Here is a 22,772-nt window from a genome sequence, read left to right as displayed (position 1 = left end):
ATTGGCTTATATCAAGGGGGTACACATGCAATAAAACCAAAATTCACCGATTCAGAACTACAGTTTATCAGAATAAAATCAGAAAGCACCTTAAGATTTTACCTTAATATAGAATTTGAAATTAATAGGACTACTTAGATTATTCTTAACTGATGACACAGGTACTAACTAATCGGTCCAAGTAAAGCGCAACGTAACTTAAACTTATACCTCATGAAACTTCCCACTTGACCATGGCAGGAAGTATAGCCGTCTTTCCTAAAACAAGATAACTCTCGCCTCCCGGCGCATCGCAAGACAATGTTCAACAAACCCAATATTCCTAAAAGGAGTGTTAACCCACTGTTTTCACAAGTAACTGTTGGTCAATATTTTAACCCGTTTTTGACTGAAAAAGTGTAAACCTTTGTTAATAGTTGTACACTTTTTTGGGCCTTATCGGCAGCAAAAAAGCCGCCCGCTGTAAGGCGGGCGGCTCGGCATTTATATATGGATCAATTAGGTGCTTATAGGTTGATCTTTTTGAAGTAGATGCGGTTACGGTCTACCGATTTGGTTAACGGCAATATCTTTTGAGCAAAGCCGCTGGCGCCGTTATCAACCACACCAAAATCATCATCGTTAGAAATTACCAGGATGTTGCCTTTCAGCAGGGTAATCCCTTCGGCTTTATCATGCGGGTAAACGGTTGGCAGGTCTTTCAACAGGTCTAACACCAAAGTTTTAGTTACCGGGGTGATACCTGCGGTGGTTAAGCCGGCGGCATCTTTCAACTCCTCAACTGTTTTACCGCCGAATAATTTACCATTGGCAGTGTTGGCAGCGTCAGAAATATCGGTAGCGTTACTAATATCTATCTTAAAGATCTTTTTGAAAGCAGCCGGGTTGGTAGTGTTACCACCGTATAAACCGTCGCGCTCAATGGTCAGGAAGGTGGTAGCTGTTATGGCCGTGATCTCGCTGCAACCGGTAAGGGTTGCATTGTCCATTACGTAAGCGTATTGTTTGGTTGCACCGCTGGCAATATCAAAGGTAAGGATGCGCAACACCGTAGAGCCGGAGATTGCCGACGACGATGGGTTGTACATTGGCGATTGCATTAAACCTACCAGTGTTTTACCATCCGGTGTAATGGTTAGGCCTTCCATACCGCGGTTGGCGCGGCGTTTGGCAAATACCAACGGCAATTTGCGGCCGCCTGTACCACTACCAAATGGGTTAATGCGCTCGATAGTTTTGCCTGTGGCATCAAAGTGTACAATGTGTGGCCCGTATTCGTCGCTTACCCAAAATGTGCCGTCAGACGCCAGTACCAGGCCTTCAGAGTCGATACCATCTGCACTGGTAGGTAATACTTTAAGGTTAAGGTCTAACGGAATTTCGCCTGTAGAGCCTTGCCCGTCCGGATTCGGCAGGCCGTTCAATAATACGCCGGCCGCGTTTTTAAATGGTATGGTTTGCTCCAGCACCAGCTTGCCATCTTTTAAACGGAACTTGCCAATGGCAGGGGTAAAATCCTGCTTGCCCAGTATGATCGTGTTAGGAGCAGTGCCCGCAACATTAGGCCCGCGGTCTGTCATTAAGTAAAATACATTCGGGTCTTTAGGGTCGGCTGCAATGGCCGATCCAAAACCACCGTTATAAACGTTCACACCGGTTGTGGTAGTAAAAAGCAGGGCAGGATCGCTGGCTTCGGCCATATCCGGGTAGGTAACGTTATCAACTATAACAGGCGAACTTTTTTTACAGGCGGTAAAACTAATGGCCGCAACGGCAAGGATACTTAGTAAAGATCTTTTCATATAAATTTTAATAGTTTAATTAGCAAATGAAAGCAAGCAGTATAAACCCTGTGTTAACTCAAAAACAACTTGTTAACAAACGGCGTTTCTACCTGTACTAACCTTAGCGCGATAAACCCTAACTTTACCATCGCGTTATATAAACCTATTTTGCCGATATGGATAATATTTGCCTGGTTGAGGATGAAGATAAAGTATCATCGTTTATTAAGAAGGGCCTTAATGAACATGATTACCATGTGGATGTGGCCGATAATGCCGAAGCCGCGCTGGAGATGATCTTGCAGAAGGATTATAACCTGGTGATAATGGATGTGATGCTGCCCGGTATGAATGGTATTGAGCTGTGCCGCCAGGTGCGTAAACACCAGCCGCAATTGCCTGTGCTAATGCTGAGCGCCCTGGGCACTATCGACGATAAGGTGAACGGCCTGCACTCCGGCTCTGACGATTACCTGGTAAAGCCTTTTCACTTTAATGAGCTGCTTGCCCGGATAGAGGCCTTAATGCGCCGCAAAAAACTGGCAGACGGCGACAGCCACATCCTGAGCTTTGGCGGGTTAAAACTGAACACCTGGGACAAAACCGCCGAGCGCGAGGGTAAACAGATTGCCCTTACGGCAAAGGAATACAGCCTGCTGGAGCTGTTCATTAAAAACCCGGCCAAGCTGCTATCGCGCGAGTATATTATGGAAAAGGTGTGGGGTATAAACTTTGATACCGGCACCAACATGGTTGATGTGTACGTGAACTACCTGCGCAACAAAATTCAAAAAGGGTTCGATAAAAAGCTCATCCATACCGTTATCGGGATGGGTTATATTTTAAAGGATTAAAAAAGCCCCTACCCGATACCCTTTGTGGTGCCGATACAATAGGGCTTGCAGTAAATATGAAAATAAAAACCCGCCTTTCGCTTTACTTTACGCTGATCAGCTCGGGGGCGTTGCTGCTGGTTTTGGTGGCGGTGTACATTGCCGTATTTTCTTTTTTTACCGCCGATTTTTATAACCGCTTAACAGATAGAACCAACCTGGCATCGAAACTTTACCTGAAGGCCGATGAGCTTGCTGCCGATTCAATGATCCAGATTCAGCAGAAATACCTGGAGAAGCTGCCCGATGAAGTGATCCGTATTTATGATGATAATAACCTGTCGGCTTTTGATATGAAGCACAACATCTACTGGACACAGGAGATCATTAACCAGGTACGTAAGGAAGGCTACCTGGAGTACGAGGAAGGTAACCGCAAGGTGGTGGGCAAATCATACAAGGATAACCAGGGCAACTTTGTGATCCTTGCTTCGGCGGTAGATGTAAACTCCTCGCGGCGGCTGATCATGCTGGGCAAAATAACGGGCATACTGTTTATTATTTTTGGTACCGGGCTGTTCTTTGCCGGGCGCATGTTTGCCCAAAAGGCGCTCTCGCCGGTAGATAAGATCATTGCCGAGATCAGGAATATCCGTTCGAGCAACCTGCATCTCAGGGTGGGGCAGGTAAAAAGTAAGGACGAGATCTATCAGCTGATAGACAATTTTAACCAGTTGCTGGCCCACTTGCAAAACGCTTTTGAGCTGCAGCAAACCTTTGTGGCCAATGCATCGCATGAGCTGCGCACGCCTTTAACCAGTATTATGGGCGAGGTTGAAGTTGCGCTCGACAAAAACCGTGACCGTGACGAATACGAGCGCGTGCTGCGATCTATTGCCAATGATGGGGCGCGCCTGCAGGAAACCATTACCAGCCTGATGGAGCTGGCACAGGTAGACCTGCACTACACCCAGGCCATATTAAGCCCCGTTAGAGTTGATGAACTGATATGGGAACTGGAAGAGTACTGGACCAATAAAAAAGGCCCTGGTATGCTCCGCATCCAGCTGGCTAACCTGCCCGAAGATGAAGAGCTGCTAACCATCCCGGCGCATAAATCGATGCTCTACATCGCCCTGAATAATTTGATTGATAATGCCTTTAAGTACTCGGCACCGCATCCGGTTGTGCTCAACTTTGAGGCTACCAGTACCCATATCAGAATTTCCGTTGCAGATGAAGGCCCCGGCATTAGCGCAAACGATGCGGAGAAGATCTTCCGGCCGTTTTACCGCGTTAACCGTGATAAAACCATCGCCGGGAGCGGCATAGGCCTGTACATTACCAGTAAGATCATCGAACTGTTTAAAGGCACTATCGAAGTGATATCCGAACCCGGCAAAGGCAGCACCTTCGTGGTGGAGTTTGTGAAGGGAAGCTTTTTGGAGAAGGTTTAAATTTGCGATGTGATATTACTGCGTTCCAAATAATCAAAGCGCACGCTCATTTCTAATGCTATTCTAATACACCTTTAATGTGTCTCTAATTCGGCTACAATAGTTTTGTTATATCAAAATTCTATTGTACCCATGTTCAGCAGATATATTCGTTTTATAGCCCTTTTCGCAATTGTATTGGCGGCACAGGGCGCGTATGCACAAACCGATACGCTTCAAATCAGCTTTAAAGATGCCGAGAAGGCGTTCCTGGATAAAAACCTTGATTTACTGGCATCCAAATATAATGTCGACGCTTCTAAAGCGCTCATCCAGCAGGCTAAGCTTTGGGATAACCCTATTATCAGCACTGATCAAAATATCACTGATGCCAATAAAAAGTTCTTCGACCACAGCAATGGTAACGGGCAGGTTTTCGTACAGATCAGTCAGCTGATAAAAACAGCCGGCAAGCGCGGTAAACAAATCCAGATTGCTAATGATGGCGTAAACATCCAGCAGGCACAGTTCAATGATCTGCTGCGCAACCTGCATTATAACCTGCTGCTTGATTTTTCGCAGCTGGCCAACCTGATAGAGCAGCGCAAAGTTTACCAGCTCGAGATAGCATCATCAACCAATATGGTTAACGCCATCCAAAAATCTTACGAGGTAGGTAACAACTCGCTTAAGGATGTGATACGGCTCAAGGCACTCAACTTTGGTTTAAAGAACGACCTGGTGGAGATAGATCGCCAGATAAATGATTTGCAAGCCGAGTTAAAAACATTGCTTGCCACCAGCCAGACCCAATTTATTGCCCCGCTAATAACGTTCAACAATGTTGATGCACCACTGGATGCCGCGGCCCTTGCACAGCAGGCCAAGGCATCACGTGGTGATTATCTGGCCAACAAGTATCTGTTAGATCAGAATGTACATTCCATTGCCCTGCAAAAAGCGATGGCCGTGCCCGATGTTACTATCGGTAGTGCCTTTGACCAGCACAGCAGCTATGCTAATAACTACGTAGGCCTGCAAATAAGCCTGCCGCTGCCTTTATTTAACCGCAACCAGGGTAATATTAAAAATGCCAAACTGGTAGCGCAAAGCCAGGAGTATGCTGTAAAAAGCAACGAGGTGCAGCTTACCAATGATGTTTACTCGGCAGTTGACCAATACCGGCTGAGCCAGCAGATGCTGAATACTGACCAGACAGATTTTGCAAATAAATACGATCAGCTTTTCCGCAGCATGCAAAAAAGCTTTCAAATGAAACAGGTAAGCCTGCCGGAGTTTGTTGACTTTTTTGACTCGTACCGCGAAACCAAACTGAAAATTTTACAGCAGCAGCTTAACCTGCAAAAGGCCATTGCCGATCTGAATTTTGCGGTAGGCACAACAGTAGTATCTCCATTATAATTACAAGTACCAAATCAGCACACTATAAATAAAATGAAAAAGGAATTATTATATATCGCAATAGCTTTTACCGGCCTTGCATCGTGCCAGGAAAAAAAGACAGGCACTATGGAAACCAAACAGGTTTGCGTCAGCGATTCGCTGTCGAAAATGATCAAGATAGATACGGCCAAAACTACGCCGATGAAAGATGAGCTTTCGTTATCCGGCGAGGTATCGTTCGACGAAAACAAAGTAGTAAAGGTATTTCCATTTACCAGCGGCCAGGTAACCGAAGTTAAGGTAACATTGGGCGATAAGGTAACCAAAGGTCAAACACTGGCGATTATCCGCAGTGCAGATGTTGCCGGCACCTATACTGACCTGACATCGACCAAAGCCGACCTGGCCATAAACAAACGCCAGTTAGAGCAAGCCGAATACTTATACAAAAACGGCATCTCAAGCGAGCGCGATTATACCGAGGCTAAAGAGAATTATAACAAAGCGGTGGCTGCGAACAGCAAGGTGCGCGATCAGATTGCTATAAACGGCGGCGGTAATACCAACGCCAGCGGTTCGCTTATTATCAAAGCGCCTAATGATGGCTACATAGTTGAAAAAAATATCACTGCCGGTAATTTTATCCGCCCGGATAACAGCAGCAGCCTGTTTACTATTTCTAATATGAAGGATGTTTGGATCTGGGCTAATGTTTTCGAAACAGATATCGCCAAGATCAAAAAAGGATACGATGCTAAAATCACGACACTGGCTTATCCGGATAAGGTTTTTAACGGTAAGGTAGATGAGATCAGTTCGGTGCTTGACCCGGACAACAAAGTTATGAAGGTGCGTATTGCGCTAGCAAATAACGATATGCTGTTAAAGCCCGAGATGTTTACCAATGTAATGATCACCAATCAGGAAGCATCAAGCTCGGTAGCTATCCCGTCATCGGCGGTAATATTCGATAGCAGCAAAAACTTTGTGGTGGTGTACAACAGCAAATGCAATTTGCAGGTGCGCGAGGTAAGCGTCATAAAAACGTTAGATGACATTACTTATATATCATCGGGCTTAAAGCCCGGCGACAAGGTGATCTCAAAGAGCCAGTTGCTGCTGTACAACGCGCTGACAGAAGAGTAATTTCTAAATCTGCAGTTTAAGCATTGGCTTATCGGTTCGGTTGATCCACAGTGGATTGACAGGAGCGGATAGGAGAATCACAAGGTCAATATTTCATTAAATCACTATTTATTCTGATGAATAAGCTAATTAAAAATATCATACACTTTTCGCTACGGCACCGGGCGATGGTGTTCTTTATGACTGCGGTGCTAGCTGTATTGGGCGTCTGGAGCTACTTGAATACCCCTATAGAGACGTTTCCGGACGTTACCAATACGCAAATTATCATTATAGCGCAATGGCCCGGCCGCAGTGCGGAAGAGGTGGAAAAAATGATCACCATCCCCATGGAAACGGTGCTTAACTCGGTGCAAAAGAAAGCTAACCTGCGCACCACGTCAGCATTCGGTTTGTCGTATGTCCGCATTATTTTTGATGATGACGTAGATGATGCCTTTGCACGCCAGCAGGTACTTAGCCGCCTGGGCAATGCAGATTTGCCGGATGGTGTTAAGCCAGAGGTTGAACCCCCTTACGGCCCCACCGGCGAAATTTACCGTTATACGCTTAAAAGCAAAACCAAATCCATCCATGAGCTTACCGCTATACAGGATTGGATACTTGACCGCCAGTTTAAAGCCATACCGGGCGTTGCCGATGTGAATAGCTTTGGCGGTGAAGAAAAAACTTACGAAGTAAGTGTGAACCCTTTGCTGCTGCGCAAGTATAATCTTACCTCACTTGATGTATTTAACGCCATAAACCGCAGTAACATTAACGTAGGCGGCGATGTGATTGAAAAGAATGACCAGGCCTTTGTGGTACGTGGTATCGGGCTGATCAATAACATCAGCGAGATAGAGAACATCATTATTAAAAATGTAAACAACGTACCCATACTGGCGCGTAATGTTGCAGAGATAAAAGAGAGCGGCCTGCCACGTTTGGGCCAGGTAAGCAGGGACAGGCAGCAGGATGTTATAGAAGGTATTATAGTGATGCGCAAGGGCGAAAACCCTGCCGAGGTGCTCCAGAAAATTCGCGATAAGGTGGCCGATCTTAACGATAATATCCTGCCGAGGGATGTTAAGATAGATACCTTTTACGACCGTACCAACCTGATGGATTTTTGTACCGAAACGGTTATCCATAACCTGTTAGAAGGTATTATCCTGGTAACGGTGATCGTGTTCCTGTTCATGGCCGACTGGCGAACCACCCTAACGGTTGCCATAATCATACCGCTGGCGTTACTGTTTGCCTTTATTTGTATGCGTATTAAAGGTATGACAGCTAACCTGTTATCGATGGGGGCGGTAGATTTTGGTATCATTATAGATGGTGCCGTGGTAATGGTAGAGGGGATATTTGTCGCGCTCGACCATAAGGCCAAGGAAGTAGGCATGCAAAAGTTTAACGGGCTGGCCAAACTGGGACTGTTCAAAAACGTAGGTGCCGAAATGGGTAAGGCCATATTCTTCTCCAAGCTGATCATCATCACCTGTCTGATCCCCATTTTCGCTTTTCAGAAGGTAGAGGGTAAAATGTTTTCGCCGCTGGCTTATACTTTAGGGTTTGCCTTGCTGGGTGCATTGCTGTTTACCCTTACACTGGTGCCTGCGCTATCCAGCATACTGCTGCGCAAAAATGTTAAAGAGAAGCATAACCCTATTGTTATCTTTTTTGAGAATGGCATCCACAAGATGTTCAACTTTACTTATAAAAATCAAAAGTTGAGTTTGATAGTGGCGTTCAGCTTTATGGCGCTTACATTTTTGTCTGCCAGGTTTTTAGGTACTGAGTTCCTGCCTGATCTGAATGAGGGCGCATTGTGGGTAGAGGCCGAGTTGCCAATGAGCGTAAGCTTGCACCAAGCCGAAGGCATTAACCAAAAGATGATGCAGATACTGGAGAAATTCCCCGAAGTGAAGCAAACGCTGGCACAGGTGGGCCGTACCAATGATGGTACCGACCCTAAGGGTTTCTTTAACGTGCAGATCCAGGTGGATCTGAAAAATAAAAAAGACTGGCCAAGCGGGCTGAGCGAAGAAGAACTGATAGACCAGATGGATACACAGCTGCGCAAGCTGCCGGGTATTGTATTCAACTACTCGCAGCCTATACGTGATAACGTGGATGAAGCTGTTGCCGGTGTAAATGCCAGTATGGCCGTAAAGATCTTCGGCCCCGACTTTAATGAGCTGGACAAAAAAGCCGATGCGGTAATGAAAGTGCTGAAAGATATTAAAGGGGTGGATGACCTGGGCGTACTGCGTAACCTGGGCCAGCCCGAATTCAGAATAGAACTTGATCAGCGTAAGATGGCATTGTACGGCGTATCAACAGCTGATGCTAACTCGGTTATTGAAATGGCCATTGGCGGTAAGGCGGCAACGCAACTGTACGAGGGCGAGCGTAAATTTGACATCCGGATACGTTACCAGAAACAATACCGCGATACGCAGGAAAAGATCAAAAACCTGATGGTGCCAACGCTGAACGGCTCAAAGATCTCTATCCAGGAGATCTCTACGATCAAAGAACTGACCGGTCCGGCGTTTATTTTCAGGGATAATAATACGCGTTATATAGCAGTTAAATTCTCGGTGCGTGGACGCGATCTGGGCAGTACCATTGCCGAAGCGCAGCAAAAGGTTAATGCAGCAGTAAAGCTTGACCATGGTTACGCCTTTACCTGGAACGGCGAGTTTGAGAATCAGATCCGGGCATCTAAAACCTTATCGCACGTAGTACCTATCTGCCTGCTGGTGATCTTCCTGATCCTGTACATGATGTTTGGTAACGCTAAGGATGCCTTGCTGGTTATCATGAACGTACCTTTTGCGCTGATAGGTGGTATCCTTGCGCTGCACATTACCGGGATCAATTTCAGTATATCGGCAGGGATCGGATTTATCGCACTGTTTGGGGTTTGTATACAAAACGGTGTTATCCTGATATCTGTGTTCCGCAAGAACCTGGAAGAAGGCAAGCACCTGGATGACGCCATCCTGACGGGCGTGATATCACGTGTGCGCCCGGTAGTTATGACCGCGCTGATGGCAGCTATCGGTTTAATGCCGGCAGCGATCTCTACCGGTATCGGTTCTGAGACACAGAAACCACTTGCCATTGTGGTAATTGGCGGTTTGGTAACATCAACCATATTAACGCTGCTGATACTTCCGGTGATCTATGCTATTGTGTACCGCTTTATACACAAACGCGAGAACCGCAAAATATTAAAGAATATAGGCGCCATAAACGCCTAAAGACAGCGCCGCGTGTTTTAGTGTGCACGACGGTGAAAAGGGAGTGTGTCGTTTTACGGCACCTCCCTTTTTTTATTAGCAGGGATTATCAAATTGGGTTTTTAATGAACAACATAAAGCATCTGCTGTCATCAGTTCTCCCTTAGAACTACATCAACCTAAAACAACATTTAACCCGAACCTGTTGCCATTGCATGGATGCAGGCAGCGTTACCGTTATATTTCCACATCAGTTATTTGAGCACCACCCGGCAGTAAAACCATCGCGGTCGGTTTATTTGATCGAAGAAACCCTGTTTTTTAACTTCTATACCTTCCATAAAAAGAAACTGCTGCTGCACCGTGCATCCATGCAGGGTTATGCCGATTATTTAAGGGAGCAAGGGATTGATGTGCGCTATATTGAGGCGACACAGCCGCTCTGCGATATCCGCAAGCTGGTGCCTCATCTGGCATCACAAGGAATTAAAAATATCCATTACGCGCATGTGGCGGACGATTGGCTTCAGCGCCGGCTTGTAAAAGCTTGTGCCGCAGGTAACGTTGAGTTGGCCGGTTACCGCAGCCCAAACTGGCTCAATAGTCCCGCAGAAGCCGACGCTTATTTTGACGGTAAAAAAACTTATTTCCAAACTGATTTTTACATCCAGCAGCGTAAACAGCGCAGTATACTGCTGGAGGAGGGAAGCAAACCTATTGGCGGCAAGTGGACTTATGATAGCGAGAACCGGTTAAGATTCCCTAAAAACGGCGTGGTGCCCGTGCTGGATGTGCCTGCTAATAACCCGTATGTGACCGAAGCAGCCCTATGGGTAGATAAGCATTACCCGGATAATTACGGCAGTACGGCATCGCCGTTTGGTAACCTGGGTGGCTTTTACCCGGTTAATCACCGGGACGCGGAGCAATGGCTGAACAGTTTTTTAACGCAGCGCTTTCAGCACTTTGGTATTTATGAGGATGCAATGGTAAGCAGCGAACATTTTTTGTACCACTCGGTGCTTACGCCTATGCTCAACATCGGCCTGCTTAACCCGCAGCAGATAATTGATGCGGCACTTGCCTACGCTTCAGAAAACGATGTGCCGCTTAATTCGGTAGAAGGGTTTATAAGGCAGGTAATGGGCTGGCGAGAATTTATCCACGCGGTTTACGGGCGCGAAAGCGTAAAGCAGCGCACCAAAAATTATTGGGGCTTTACCCGGAAAATCCCCTGTACATTCTGGAAGGGCGAAACCGGAATTGTACCGGTAGATACCGTTATCAAAAAAGTACTGCATACCGGCTATAGTCACCATATTGAACGGCTGATGGTTATGGGCAATTTTATGCTGCTCTGCGAATTCGATCCTCACCAGGTTTACGAGTGGTTTATGGAGATGTATATTGACGCGTACGATTGGGTGATGGTGCCTAACACTTACGGCATGACCCAGTTTGCCGATGGTGGGTTAATGATGACCAAGCCCTACATCAGCGGTAGCAACTATCTTATGAAATTGGGTAACTGGCCCAAAGGCCCGTGGCAAGAAGTTTGGGATGGCCTGTTTTGGCGCTTTATGCATGTGCACCGCAACTTTTTTCTGCAAAACCCGCGCCTGGGCATGCTGGTAAAAACCTTCGATAAAATGGATGCCGCTAAGCGTGATAAGCACCTGCAAATTGCCAATAACTTTTTGCAGGAACTTGATAAGCAGGTTGCGGGCGTGTAACAATCCGAAAACATCTCTGCCGCAAGCCTGTTAACATCATAAACCAAATAAAAATTTATGAGCGTTACATTAGAGCAGGCAGAAAAACTGTCGCAGGCAGCAAAAGAAAAAGCAAACGCCATTGGCGTACCGATGAATATTGCAATTGTAGATGAAGGTGCAAACCTGGTATCATTTCACCGCATGGATAACGCCTGGTTAGGATCAATAGATATCGCGATCAGAAAAGCGAAAACCGCCCGCTATTTTGATATGAACAGTGGCGAAATCGGTAAGTTATCGCAGCCCGGCGGCCCTTTATACAACATTGAGCATTCTAACGGCGGGCTGATATCATTCCCGGGCGGTGTAGTTTTAAAAGATGGCGACGGCAAAATTGTGGGTGCGATTGGTGTATCCGGCGGTTCTGTCGATCAGGATCATGAGGTAGCTTCTGCAGGAGCAGAAGCTTTGTAATACAAAAAATTGAAAAGCCCCCAGTGCAAAACGCCGGGGGCTTTGTGTTTATAAAATTTCGGCATTCCATATTTTGGTTATATTTTTAGGGGTCGTTATTCAATTAGAAAATAATGGCGCAACAAACCCCCTACTAATAATAACTGATTAAAAATGAAAAAACTTGTACTCTTAGCGCTGGTGCTGTGCTCTTTAAATGTTTTTGCTCAACGTGATGAAACCGACGCTTTCGGCAGTAAGGCCATTAGCTTTGGCCCGGAGCTGAATATAACCACCAAAGGAATATACAAGACCGGCTATGGTGTATCCGGTCGTATTGAGTGGCCGCTTGGCGATGAGTTTGCAATAGACGGCACCGCCGGTTACAACAGGTTCTTTTTTAAAAATGCGGATCAATTCACTCAGGGCGCTAACGTATTTGTACCGGTAAAGGCTGGTGTCACCTTTTTTTGGGACTCTAACATTTATGCAAATGGCCATGCAGGTACCGTGCAGCAGCTTAATTACGAAAAGCAGTCGTCATTTGCCTATGATTTTGGCGTAGGCTATCTGCTGCCTATCAAAGGCAACAACGGGCTCGACCTGGGTTTCCGTTACGAGCGTTGGGGTAAAAACCGCATGCGTGAGGCAGTGATCCGCGTTGCGTACCGTTTTGGTTGGTAATTGTAACTTCAACAAATTGAAAATAACCGTTCTGATATCCCGTTTGCTGCTTGGTCTTTTATACCTGGTATTTGGCCTTGACTATTTTTTTCACTTTATACCTTACCAGCCGCCGTTGCACGAAGGTGCAGCTGGGGTGTTTAAGGCCGGGCTGTATGCAGCAGGCTATTTTTACCCGATGCAAAAAGCTATCCAGGTGATTGGGGGCTTATCGCTGCTGGTTAACCGGTATGCGCCGTTTTCGGCGGTGGTACTATTTCCTATCAGCCTTAATGTATTTTTGTTTCATACTTTGCTCGTCCCTTCTGGCTGGTTGATGGGCGTATTTTTACTAATGCCTAACCTGCTGTTAGGCTATGGGTACCGTAAATACTATCAAGGCGTATTTACTAAAATTGCAGTAGGGGAGTAACCAATAGCAGATGATCAGATATTGTTATTTGTTCGCTCGTTATAACTCTATTATTATCTAAAAAACCCTGCTAAGCAGGGTTTAATTGAAATTGATAAGGCGAGATTCAAATAATTTCGACTTATGTAAGCTGGTTTTTTTGCTGAAATTATCCGTTGAAGTTTGGATCAAACTCTACAATCCATTCAATGCCGTATTTGTCTCTGAACATTCCGGCATAAGTACCCCACGGACCTTCGCCAATTGGCCCTTCGATTTCTCCACCTGCCGATAAACCGTTAAAAATGTTATCTGCTTCTTCACGGCTTTCGGTAGCTACGACTATTTTTGACCTGTTTTCATTCTCATTTACACGCCCCATAAATTCCGGAACATCGTTGGCCATCAAGACATTGTGTTTACCAATAGGTAAGGCAATGGTCATTACCTTATTTTCTTCCTTTTCTGGCACTTGAAATTCCGCGCTTGCCAATTCTTTAAAACGGATGATCTTAGTAAAATCGCCGCCAAAAACTGATTTGTAAAAGGTGAATGCTTCTTCAGCATTTCCATTGAAATTGATCCATGTGTTAATTGCTCTCATAACTTTATTTTAAATGTGTTTGTGATTTTTATTTAGTTCTTACGATAAGGAGGACAACAGCTTTTCCAGGTTTGTCAAGGTCATGGTGAAACCTATTTTGAAGCCTTCCAATAATTTCTCCAACCGCTCAAATGATTCATTGTACACGGTAATGTTTACTGTTGTGATGCCATTTTGCTCGCTAAAGTTGTAATCCCAATCAGAACCCGGCAGTTCCCGGTTTTCGTTTTCATCGGCAAACGCGTTGTACATCTTAAAATTGGTTTTTGGCGTAATGGAAGTGAACTCCTGCACCGACCAACGTTCCTGCCCATCCGGACTTATCATAGCGTAAAATCGGCGTCCGCCAATTTCAAAATCCATGTATTTGGTTTTGGCGCGCATTGGTGCAGGTGCCCCCCATTGGTCCAGCAGTTCGGCTTTGGTAAAGGCATCCCATACTAAAGAAAGTCCTGCATTAAATTCCCTGGTTATATAAACCGTTTTCGCTGCCTTGTCAACGTTAAAATCAAAAAGCAAATCTTTGTTCATTATTTCTCTTCTTTTATTGTGGTTAGTAAATGGTCAAGTTGGTTAAATTGAGTTTCCCAGTTTTGTCTGAATTGGGCTAACCAGTGGTCAAATTCTATCATTTTTTTAGCGTTAAAGTGATAATAGATTTCCCTGCCGCTTTGCTCAGGTCTAATCAATTCGCATTCGTTCAATACTTTTATATGTTTTGATACTGCCTGTCGGCTCATATCAAATTTTTCGGCCATTGCATTTGGTGTCAGCGCCTGGATAGCTATCAATGTTAAAATAGCCCTTCGTGTCGGGTCTGCTATGGCCTGGAATATATCTGGTTTCATCTTGATCTAATTTGCGCAACCTTTAGGTTGCAAATATATATGCAACTTTTGAGTTGCGCAAATATTTAATGCTTTTTTTAAAAAATATAATTTATGAGTAAGAGGTTTAATTCGAAGTATATGATCAATGATTCAGTCCAATATGCAACTGTAATCATAATTTTTAAAAACATTTCTGCAAATCAGGGAATTATATACAGTGATAACCCTGAAGCTTTTACCGCACTAACCGTATTGTATGAAAAAGTCGATCATTATTGTTGCAACTGCACTGTTTAATGTGTTGCTCCTTACCGGCGCTAACTTAGCCCTGGCGCAAGACGCTCCAATTATGGCGCTTGACCCAACGTTAATGGCAGGCTGGTCAGGCAATTTAGCCTATGGCAATACATGGGGCAAGGCGTCTACTTCTGTTAAAAGTAGTTTTCCGTATAAGTCTACACTTGCATTGCGCCAGTCGGTTGTTGAAAGTTTTACCAAGCGCCTTCAAAGTCAAAGCCCAAAAGGCGCCGAGGCGGTAAGTGCGGCATTTGGGCCGGGCAAAGGAGATTACGGAACGCTCTATACTCAAATGTTAAAGTCATCCGCGTTGCACGACAATGATGCAGCCGATGCCTTGGCTGGTCTCATCTTAGTCGGTTATCAAATAGTGAATAATGTATCTGATAATCAGGTTAACTCTACTATGGAACGATCGTTACGTGGACAGATAGCAGGAATTATAGGTAAGAATGCGAAGATGAGTTCGCCGGCTTCCAGAGCCCGGGTTAGTGAAGAACTAAAACTGCAAACCGTAGTATTGGCTTTGGGATTACAGGAAACGCTGCGAAACAATACGGTTGTTTCCTACCGAAACAGCATTGCCAAAATGTTTCAAAATCAATATCATTTGAATTTGCTTCAGCTTAATCTTACCAATAAGGGTTTTGTTAAAAAGTAGTACTCATGCAAGTCAATTTAATTGGCGTTATAAAGATATGGAGATTTCCTTTTATATAAAGCGTCCTGCCAATAGTCAAATTTACCTTTATTTTACCTGAACAAGTCTTCTTTGGAATTATTCTAAATAATATTTGGTTTAGCAAATTGACTGGCTATCTTTGCCTCAATTTATAATTAGTCTAAATAAACATCCATGAAAAAATCTTACCTTATCGTATTAATTATTCTGTTTTCAACTTTCACCAGGGCGTATAGCGAGGACCTGGAAAAACACGGTAGTATTAAAGGCCATGTTCAAACGATAGATAACAAGCCTGCTTCATTTGTTAGCGTAGGTATAAAAAATACAAATAAAGGAACCATGACCGATGAGGATGGAAACTATAGGATCAATGGCATCAGGCCGGGCACATACACCATAAAGGTATCTTATGTGGGGCTTCAAACAGATGAGCAGCAGGTTACTGTGTATGAAGATAAGGTTACAACACAAAATTTTACCCTGCGAGAAAGTGCATCCCAACTTCATGAGGTTCTTGTAAAAGGAGCTAATCATCAAAACCGCCCTATCAAGGCCGGAAAAGCTGGTTTAAGGCCGCTGGATATACCCCAAAGCGTACAGGTAATTGATAGTACGGTTATTGCAGATCAACAGATAAATCGCCTTACAGATGTTATCAAAAATGTGAACGGCATAGCCTTAGGCGAAAATCGGGGTTCAACTAACGAGACCTTTTATGCCAGGGGATACAGCCTGGGTGCAAACAACGTATTTAAGAACGGTGCCCGTACATCTTTAGGTGGATCACTTGAGGCCAGTACACTGGAATCGGTTGAGGTTTTAAAAGGAAGTGCAGCCCTACTTTATGGTGGCGTTACAGGCGGTGCTGTAGTTAACCTGGTTACTAAAAAACCAAAGTTTAATTGGGGCGGTGAAGTAAGCATGCGTGCGGGTAGCTATAATTTTTATAAACCTATTGTTGATGTTTACGGGCCTATCTCTAAAAGTATTGCTTTCCGTTTAATTACCACTAAGGAAAATGCGGACAGCTACCGGGACGTGGTAAAAACCGACCGATTTTACATCAACCCTTCGCTTTTATTTAACATTAGTGAGAAAACCAATTTGTTGGTGCAGGGCGATTATCTTAAAAGTAACATCACACCCGATTTTGGGATAGGTACCGTTGCCGGGCAAATACCTCCCATTGGCCGCAATGCTTTTGTAAATGCTTCATGGGCTTATAACAGAACTAATACCAGCACCGCACAGGCCAACCTTACCCATAAGTTTAATGATAACTGGAAGCTTAATGTGATTGCCGCCTTACAGGCATATAATCGCAATTACTTTGGCGCCGAACGCCCGCAGGCGCCTAAGGCCGACGGGATATCGCCCCGCGCTTTAACACGGTCTAATTCAAAGGAATACACTTATAACCAGCAAATTAATTTAACGGGCAGTTTAAACACAGGATCGATAAGCCACACGCTGTTATTCGGCGCAGACGCAGACCAATCAAGAACCACGTCCTACGGCTTTAAGTATGGCGATGGTGTTAACGCGGCTACCGCTTTCAGTTACCCGTCATTTAACCTGCTTGATCCGGCAACATATGCTACAGGTAATGATATCCCGTATACCCGCATTTATCAAAACACGTTTACGCCGATATACCGGATGGGTGCATTCGCGCAGGATCTGATTGGCCTGACAGATAAATTTAAAGTGCTAGCCGGAATCCGCTACACTTACCAGCGGACGCCTAAGGCCAATACCTATAATTCGGATACGCAAGTAACTACGCTGGCGGCTACCGGAATACCCGGCGCCAAGGTAGACAAGGCTTTTTCGCCTAAATTGGGCCTGATCTATCAGCCTTTAAAAACAACGTCGGTATATGTCAGTTACGCTAATAACTTTACAACTAACTCCGGAATTGATGTTAACGGTTCGCCAATGGGCCCGTCAATTATCGATCAATACGAGGCCGGGGTAAAAAATGACTTTTTAAACGGCAGGTTATCTGTTAACATAACTGCTTATAAAATACTGAACAACCGTTTTGCACAAACTGCCCAGTTTCAAAAAGATGGGGTAACACCAAACTCTGATACCAACGTAAAAGAGTTTACCGGTAAAACTGCGAGTGATGGTGTCGAAGTTGATTTGGCTGGCCATTTATCTGCCAACGTTTACTTTCTTGCCGGTTATGCTTACAACTTTATCAGGTATACTAAAACTTTGCCTACCGGCATTAACGAGGGTGAGCGTTTAGTAGGCAGCGTGCCACATACTGCAAACGGAACCTTATTTTACACTTTCAATCAGGGTGATTTGAAAGGCCTTAAATTGGGATTCTCCGGTTATTACACGGGCGCCCGTAACAGCGGCTTTAACACACTTAAAACAGGTGCCGCACGTGGTGTGCCTGTACATTTGAACGGTTACACAACGTTTGATATATCGGCAGGCTACAGTATCAAAAAATTCTCACTGCTGGCCAAGGTTTCCAACATTGGCAATACACTTAATTACCTGGTGCATGAAAATTACAGTGTAAACCCAATTGCGCCACGCATGCTTTCAGCAACGTTAGGTTACAAATTCTAAAACTATAAAATAAAAGCCTGCAATCAGTGATTGCAGGCTTTTTTAATTTGATGTAAAAATTTGCGGAGAGGGAGGGATTCGAACCCTCGATACACTTTTGGCGTATACACACTTTCCAGGCGTGCTCTTTCGACCACTCAGACACCTCTCCCGGTTGATCAGTTAAATGGTTGAAGTTTTTGCAACAGAGCTGAGTTCTCAAAACTTCTAATCTTTTAACTTAACCGCGCAAAGGTAAAAATATAAGCTTTACAGGCAATAAAAAAACGGGGCCGGTTTACCGGCCCCGTTTTAAACGAAAACTCAACTCAAAACTTACTACTCTGTATTTAAACTAACTGTAATAATAGATTGCAAAAACGCGCTATAGTTTAACCATATTTAAAATAATAGCTGTTTGGGCAGATATATATTTTAGCTTATGTTTGCTGCGAATTGCCGGGTAGGTAATTGCTTAAAAAGAGCACATTGTTTAGATGCTGAACATCAACGACATAAAACGACCCATTGCTGCACAAATTGATGTTTTTGAAGAGAAGTTTAAAGCTTCTATGCAAAGTTCTGTGCCTTTGCTTGACCGGATTACCCACTATATTGTAAAACGCAAGGGAAAGCAGATCCGCCCGATGTTTGTGTTTTTTTCTGCAAGTATATGTGGCGGTATAAATGAAAGTACGCATCGCGGTGCTGCTTTGGTCGAACTGTTGCACACCGCTACCCTGGTTCATGATGACGTGGTAGATAACTCTTACCAGCGCCGCGGGTTCTTCTCTATCAACGCTTTATGGAAAAACAAAATAGCTGTTTTAGTAGGCGATTATTTGCTATCTAAAGGGTTGCTGCTTTCTATTGACAATGGTGATTTCAAGCTGCTGAAGATTGTATCGGAGGCGGTTAAGCAAATGAGCGAGGGCGAATTGTTGCAGATAGAAAAAGTGCGCCGGATGGATATTAGCGAAGCGGTGTACTATGAGGTGATACGACAGAAAACCGCGTCGTTAATTGCATCGTGCTGTGCCTGTGGTGCGGCATCGGCCGGGGCCGACGACGAGACCATTGAAAAAATGCGCCTGTTTGGCGAGAAAGTAGGCATCGCGTTCCAGATCAAGGACGATATGTTTGATTTTGGGACCGACGACGTAGGCAAACCCTTAGGGATAGATATAAAGGAAAAGAAAGTTACCCTGCCGCTTATCTACGCATTAAATAACAGTGATAGCAGTGAGAAGAAGCGAATGATCAACCTGGTGAAGAACCATAACGACGACTCTAAGAAGATTGCCGAGATCATTAGTTTTGTTAAGCAAAAAGGCGGACTTGAGTATGCGGATACTCAAATGAAAACTTACACCGATGCAGCCTTCAGCATACTTAATACCTTTCCTGATGGTGAAGCCCGTACCGGGCTGGAACAATTGGTACGCTTTACCACCGAGCGAAATAAATAATAGTAATCTTCCCGGTAAATGATGTTTACGGAAACTTGTTAACTTCGTAACATGCAATCGTTTGATTTTAGCAGCCTTAAAATAACCCCTTTTGCCGTACTGGATATCCTGCTGCTGGCAATTATTATTTATCAGTTATACAACCTGATACGGGGCACTATCGCCGCTAATATCTTCATCGGACTCGCCTTTATTTATATCCTGTATTTTATTGTGCCCGAAAAGCAGATGCCCCTGCTGGCCGGCATTCTTAAACGCTTTGCCGATGTTGGCATCATTGCTGTGATTGTGGTTTTTCAGCAGGAGATCAGGCGCTTTTTGCTTTTAGTAGGTAAAAATGCTTCGCTGCAGCGCAACAAGGCCTGGTGGCGGTATTTCTTTGGCAAGGTTGATGCCGAGAAAAATAATTATGCCCGCATCAAGCCCATCATCGATGCGTGCCGAAGTATGAAACAAACCCGTACAGGTGCGCTTATTGTATTCGCCAAATATTATGACGAACAGTTTTATCAGAACAGCTGCGAAGTAATGGATGCGCGCATTTCTAAACGGGTGTTAGAGAGTATTTTCCAGAAGAACAGCCCGCTGCATGATGGCGCAGTAGTGATATCTGAAAATAAGATCAAATCGGCAAGCTGTATTTTGCCTGTTACCGAAAAATCAGACTTGCCTGCGCAATTTGGTTTACGGCACAGGGCCGGTATCGGTGTTACAGAAGCTAATGATGCTACCGCGATAATCGTGTCTGAAGAAACCGGCGAAATCTCTTACGCCAAACAAGGCCGCATAAAAATGGATATCAGCTTCACCGAACTGGAGAAATTGCTGAACAAAGATTTTTAAGGTTTTACTATAACAGGGCTATCTGCCGCAGGTTTGCCAAGTACCGGCATTTGCGATTTACCAAGTGGAGTTGATACCGGCATTTGTGACTTCCCTTCCGTTTTCAATATCGGCATATGATCTACTTTGGAGAAGGTGATAGTATTACCGGCACTTGCCAGTACATTTCCCTGAAAACTATTCAGATGATTTAATTTGAAGTTACCCGCTTGCGAACCAATCTGGCTAAAGATCTTATTTTCAAAAAGGTTGGTATCGATTTTATTGCTGAAGCTTTTTTTAATAAGGCTGTCGGCAGCTGATGTTTTTATTTGCTGCGCCAGTACAGCACTCGTAGCTACGCAAAACGCCATTAACAACAGGATCTTCTTCATAAGTGTTTAGTTTATGCTAAGTTACAAAATACGGCTTTTAACATGAATGTTAAAAAAGGTTAAATTGTGTTAAAAATTTTAACCCGTTGCTTCGCAAAACCAAATTGATTGCATGTGCGCTGTAAATAAATTCAAAAAAAAGCCGCCGGTAAGGCGGCTTTTTTTAAGTATCCTGGAAATTAATTCTTCAAAGTAACGATTGCTTTATCTGCCGCATCTGCAGATGCAGTATCGCCCATTTTGGTGCGTGCGTCTTTAATAGTAGTTAAAAACTCTGCTATTGTTGGTGCTACACCATATTGTTTGTATTTCACACCTATTGCGCCAATTGTTGAGATAAATTCCTGCGCATAAGCTGGGTTTTTAACACGTGCTGCATAATCTGTCATCCTGCGTATCAGCGGGAATTGCGAATTGATGTCATTTTTTTTGAACTCGCCAAAAACATAAGGCCATTCGGCATCGGTACCGTTAACAGCATATACACCCAAAACAGCCTGCTTAAGTGCGCCCTCGGCGTTGTTTTGGTAATTTTTTGCTAACGCTACACCCTCTTGCGGGTTAAGCAGACCAATAGCGTTTAAAGCAGCAGCCTGTATAGCATAAGATTGGCTATTTATTGCCTGCTTAAACAGGTTCATATTACCCGATGCTTTTAATTTACCTAACGCGTTTATCGCGGCTGCGCGTACCAGGTTGTTATCATCCGTTTGGGCAAGTTTAACCAGCACCGGTACAGCGGCATTACGCACATCATCATTAGTAAGTAAAGCAGCGTTGATAGCTTTGATGCGCAATTGATAAAATTTATCGTTCATTGCCGCTACAATAATCTTTTGCGCGGCCTTTTCTGTTTGTTTGCCTTTAGCACCGTCTATTGCCTCAAAACGATCAAGGAATAATGGCGCGTTAAAGTACTGGAATGAATATTCATCCAGTGTTTTAGTATCAGTTTTTTTGGTTAGCAAAACTTTGTCACCATCCACATTCACCAGGTCGGGCTTGGTAGCAGCAGGAAAATACAACGTATCTGCCTTATCGCGCATCCAAACGTTATGGCGCACTTTTTTACCACCGGTATAAATGTCGATAGCCATTGGCAATGTAAAGGCATCGCCATCCTGTGTTTGCTGCAGGTAAACCGCCTGGGTTTTGGTAGCTGCATCATAATTGTAAGTTATATTTAATACCGGGTGGCCTGCACCATAGTACCATTGGTTAAAAAACCAGTTCAGGTCCTTACCGCTGGCTTCTTCCAAAGCTAAACGAAGCTGTTGAGCCTCACCGTTTTTGAACGCGTTTTTAGTGAGATAAAGGTTTAAGCCTTTGTAGAAAGCAGCGTTACCCAGGTAGTTGCGTAGCATGTATAAAATACGGCCGCCCTTTTGGTAGGTAACTACGTCAAACATATCCTCTTTGTCCGCATAATTAAAACGAACCAGGTTTTTGGTTTTTGCAGCCGGCTGGCTCAGGTAATTAACCATATCGTCATAAATGTGGGCGTCGCCCGCATCTTTGCCATATTTGTACTCGGCCCAAAGCGTCTCGCTAAAATCAGCAAAAGACTCGTTTACCGTAAGGTTGCTCCAGCTTTCGCAGGTGGCATAGTCGCCGAACCACTGGTGGGAGAGCTCATGCGATACGATGTCCTCATAGTTACGGTCCGCAATTTCGCGGGCATTCTGGTTCATGAACTCGCCGAAGAGGGATGCGGTGGTGTTCTCCATGGCGCCGCTTACATAGTCGCGCACCACTATCTGGTCATATTTATTCCAGGGATAAGGCACGCCGGTGATGTCAGAGAAATAAGAGATCATTTGCGGCGTATGCTGGAACATTTTGCTTGCGTAGGGGGCGTATTCCGGCTCTACATAATAGTTTACTTCTTTGCCGTTCCAACTATCCTTGATGATAGAGAAATTGCCGGCAGCAAACATGACAGCATATACCTGTATAGGCTTGGTCATTTCCCATACATCGGTATGCAGCCCGGCACCGGCGGGCTTGCTGCTCAGCATTT

The 22,772-nt window shown here is 44.6% G+C and carries 19 protein-coding genes and 1 tRNA gene; 13 read left to right on the top strand and 7 right to left on the bottom strand.

Annotation, left to right across the window (positions count from 1 at the left end; genetic code table 11):
• Positions 1–506: 506 nt before the first annotated feature.
• Positions 507–1,802 (bottom strand): esterase-like activity of phytase family protein, encoded by a 1,296-nt coding sequence (locus ACE5CV_RS01365; protein ID WP_374948354.1) that lies wholly within the window; start codon positions 1,800–1,802, stop codon positions 507–509.
• A gap of 158 nt (positions 1,803–1,960) precedes the next feature.
• Here ACE5CV_RS01365 and ACE5CV_RS01360 point away from each other — a divergent pair, with 158 nt between their 5' ends.
• The 9 genes from ACE5CV_RS01360 to ACE5CV_RS01320 all read left to right on the top strand — a co-directional run bounded on the left by ACE5CV_RS01360 (position 1,961) and on the right by ACE5CV_RS01320 (position 13,100).
• A complete protein-coding gene (locus ACE5CV_RS01360) occupies positions 1,961–2,638 on the top strand; it encodes a response regulator transcription factor (protein WP_374948353.1) in 678 nt (225 codons plus the stop codon).
• Positions 2,639–2,694: 56 nt separating this feature from the next.
• On the top strand, positions 2,695–4,074 hold the full coding sequence (locus ACE5CV_RS01355; RefSeq protein WP_374948352.1) for an ATP-binding protein: 1,380 nt from the start codon (positions 2,695–2,697) through the stop codon (positions 4,072–4,074).
• A gap of 132 nt (positions 4,075–4,206) precedes the next feature.
• Positions 4,207–5,475, top strand: a complete 1,269-nt coding sequence (locus ACE5CV_RS01350) for a TolC family protein (RefSeq protein ID WP_374948351.1) — start codon at positions 4,207–4,209, stop codon at positions 5,473–5,475.
• Positions 5,476–5,508: 33 nt separating this feature from the next.
• Positions 5,509–6,603, top strand: a complete 1,095-nt coding sequence (locus ACE5CV_RS01345; protein WP_374948350.1) for an efflux RND transporter periplasmic adaptor subunit — start codon at positions 5,509–5,511, stop codon at positions 6,601–6,603.
• A gap of 116 nt (positions 6,604–6,719) precedes the next feature.
• On the top strand, positions 6,720–9,857 hold the full coding sequence (locus tag ACE5CV_RS01340) for an efflux RND transporter permease subunit (protein ID WP_374948349.1): 3,138 nt from the start codon (positions 6,720–6,722) through the stop codon (positions 9,855–9,857).
• A 194-nt stretch (positions 9,858–10,051) separates the two neighbouring features.
• A complete protein-coding gene (locus ACE5CV_RS01335; protein WP_374948348.1) occupies positions 10,052–11,569 on the top strand; it encodes a cryptochrome/photolyase family protein in 1,518 nt (505 codons plus the stop codon).
• A gap of 57 nt (positions 11,570–11,626) precedes the next feature.
• On the top strand, positions 11,627–12,025 hold the full coding sequence (locus tag ACE5CV_RS01330; protein ID WP_374948347.1) for a heme-binding protein: 399 nt from the start codon (positions 11,627–11,629) through the stop codon (positions 12,023–12,025).
• Positions 12,026–12,178: 153 nt separating this feature from the next.
• The gene (locus ACE5CV_RS01325) at positions 12,179–12,688 is read left to right on the top strand and encodes a transporter (protein WP_374948346.1); all 510 of its coding nucleotides are present in this window, start codon (positions 12,179–12,181) and stop codon (positions 12,686–12,688) included.
• Positions 12,689–12,704: 16 nt separating this feature from the next.
• Positions 12,705–13,100 (top strand): DoxX family membrane protein, encoded by a 396-nt coding sequence (locus ACE5CV_RS01320; protein WP_374948345.1) that lies wholly within the window; start codon positions 12,705–12,707, stop codon positions 13,098–13,100.
• A gap of 148 nt (positions 13,101–13,248) precedes the next feature.
• Here ACE5CV_RS01320 and ACE5CV_RS01315 read toward each other — a convergent pair whose 3' ends face one another.
• The 3 genes from ACE5CV_RS01315 to ACE5CV_RS01305 are packed head-to-tail and all read right to left on the bottom strand — an operon-like array spanning position 13,249 to position 14,531.
• Positions 13,249–13,683 (bottom strand): VOC family protein, encoded by a 435-nt coding sequence (locus ACE5CV_RS01315; RefSeq protein ID WP_374948344.1) that lies wholly within the window; start codon positions 13,681–13,683, stop codon positions 13,249–13,251.
• A 39-nt stretch (positions 13,684–13,722) separates the two neighbouring features.
• On the bottom strand, positions 13,723–14,214 hold the full coding sequence (locus tag ACE5CV_RS01310) for an SRPBCC domain-containing protein (RefSeq protein ID WP_374948343.1): 492 nt from the start codon (positions 14,212–14,214) through the stop codon (positions 13,723–13,725).
• Complete coding sequence (locus ACE5CV_RS01305; RefSeq protein WP_374948342.1) at positions 14,214–14,531, bottom strand: ArsR/SmtB family transcription factor; 318 nt, start codon at positions 14,529–14,531, stop codon at positions 14,214–14,216. The genes ACE5CV_RS01310 and ACE5CV_RS01305 overlap by 1 nt, the downstream gene beginning before the upstream one ends.
• A 238-nt stretch (positions 14,532–14,769) precedes the next feature.
• On the opposite strand from ACE5CV_RS01305, the gene ACE5CV_RS01300 reads away from it, so the two are divergent.
• Both ACE5CV_RS01300 and ACE5CV_RS01295 read left to right on the top strand, forming a co-directional pair.
• Positions 14,770–15,471 (top strand): hypothetical protein, encoded by a 702-nt coding sequence (locus ACE5CV_RS01300; protein WP_374948341.1) that lies wholly within the window; start codon positions 14,770–14,772, stop codon positions 15,469–15,471.
• 195 nt (positions 15,472–15,666) lie between these two features.
• Entirely contained in the window at positions 15,667–18,087 is a 2,421-nt protein-coding gene (locus tag ACE5CV_RS01295) for a TonB-dependent siderophore receptor (RefSeq protein ID WP_374948340.1), read from the top strand.
• Positions 18,088–18,150: 63 nt separating this feature from the next.
• Here ACE5CV_RS01295 and ACE5CV_RS01290 read toward each other — a convergent pair.
• Positions 18,151–18,238, bottom strand: a tRNA-Ser gene (locus ACE5CV_RS01290).
• Between the two features lie 325 nt (positions 18,239–18,563).
• Between ACE5CV_RS01290 and ACE5CV_RS01285 the strand changes: the two genes are divergently transcribed.
• Both ACE5CV_RS01285 and cdaA read left to right on the top strand, forming a co-directional pair.
• Positions 18,564–19,535, top strand: coding sequence for a polyprenyl synthetase family protein (locus ACE5CV_RS01285; RefSeq protein ID WP_374948339.1), 972 nt, complete (start codon positions 18,564–18,566; stop codon positions 19,533–19,535).
• A gap of 51 nt (positions 19,536–19,586) precedes the next feature.
• Positions 19,587–20,378, top strand: a complete 792-nt coding sequence (gene cdaA / locus ACE5CV_RS01280; protein WP_374948338.1) for a diadenylate cyclase CdaA — start codon at positions 19,587–19,589, stop codon at positions 20,376–20,378.
• Here the strand turns inward: cdaA and ACE5CV_RS01275 are convergent.
• Both ACE5CV_RS01275 and ACE5CV_RS01270 read right to left on the bottom strand, forming a co-directional pair.
• Positions 20,375–20,752 carry a hypothetical protein gene (locus ACE5CV_RS01275; RefSeq protein ID WP_374948337.1) on the bottom strand — a complete coding sequence of 126 codons (378 nt, stop codon included), beginning with the start codon at positions 20,750–20,752 and terminating at the stop codon, positions 20,375–20,377. The genes cdaA and ACE5CV_RS01275 overlap by 4 nt on opposite strands.
• Positions 20,753–20,931: 179 nt before the next feature.
• A partial coding sequence (locus tag ACE5CV_RS01270; protein WP_374948336.1) for a M1 family aminopeptidase occupies positions 20,932–22,772 on the bottom strand: 1,841 nt, incomplete at its 5' end.

Origin of the sequence: Mucilaginibacter sp. (assembly GCF_964263795.1) — a bacterium.
In the GTDB taxonomy this organism is placed as follows: Bacteria; Bacteroidota; Bacteroidia; order Sphingobacteriales; family Sphingobacteriaceae; genus Mucilaginibacter.
This window is presented reverse-complemented; position numbering and strand designations above follow the sequence as displayed.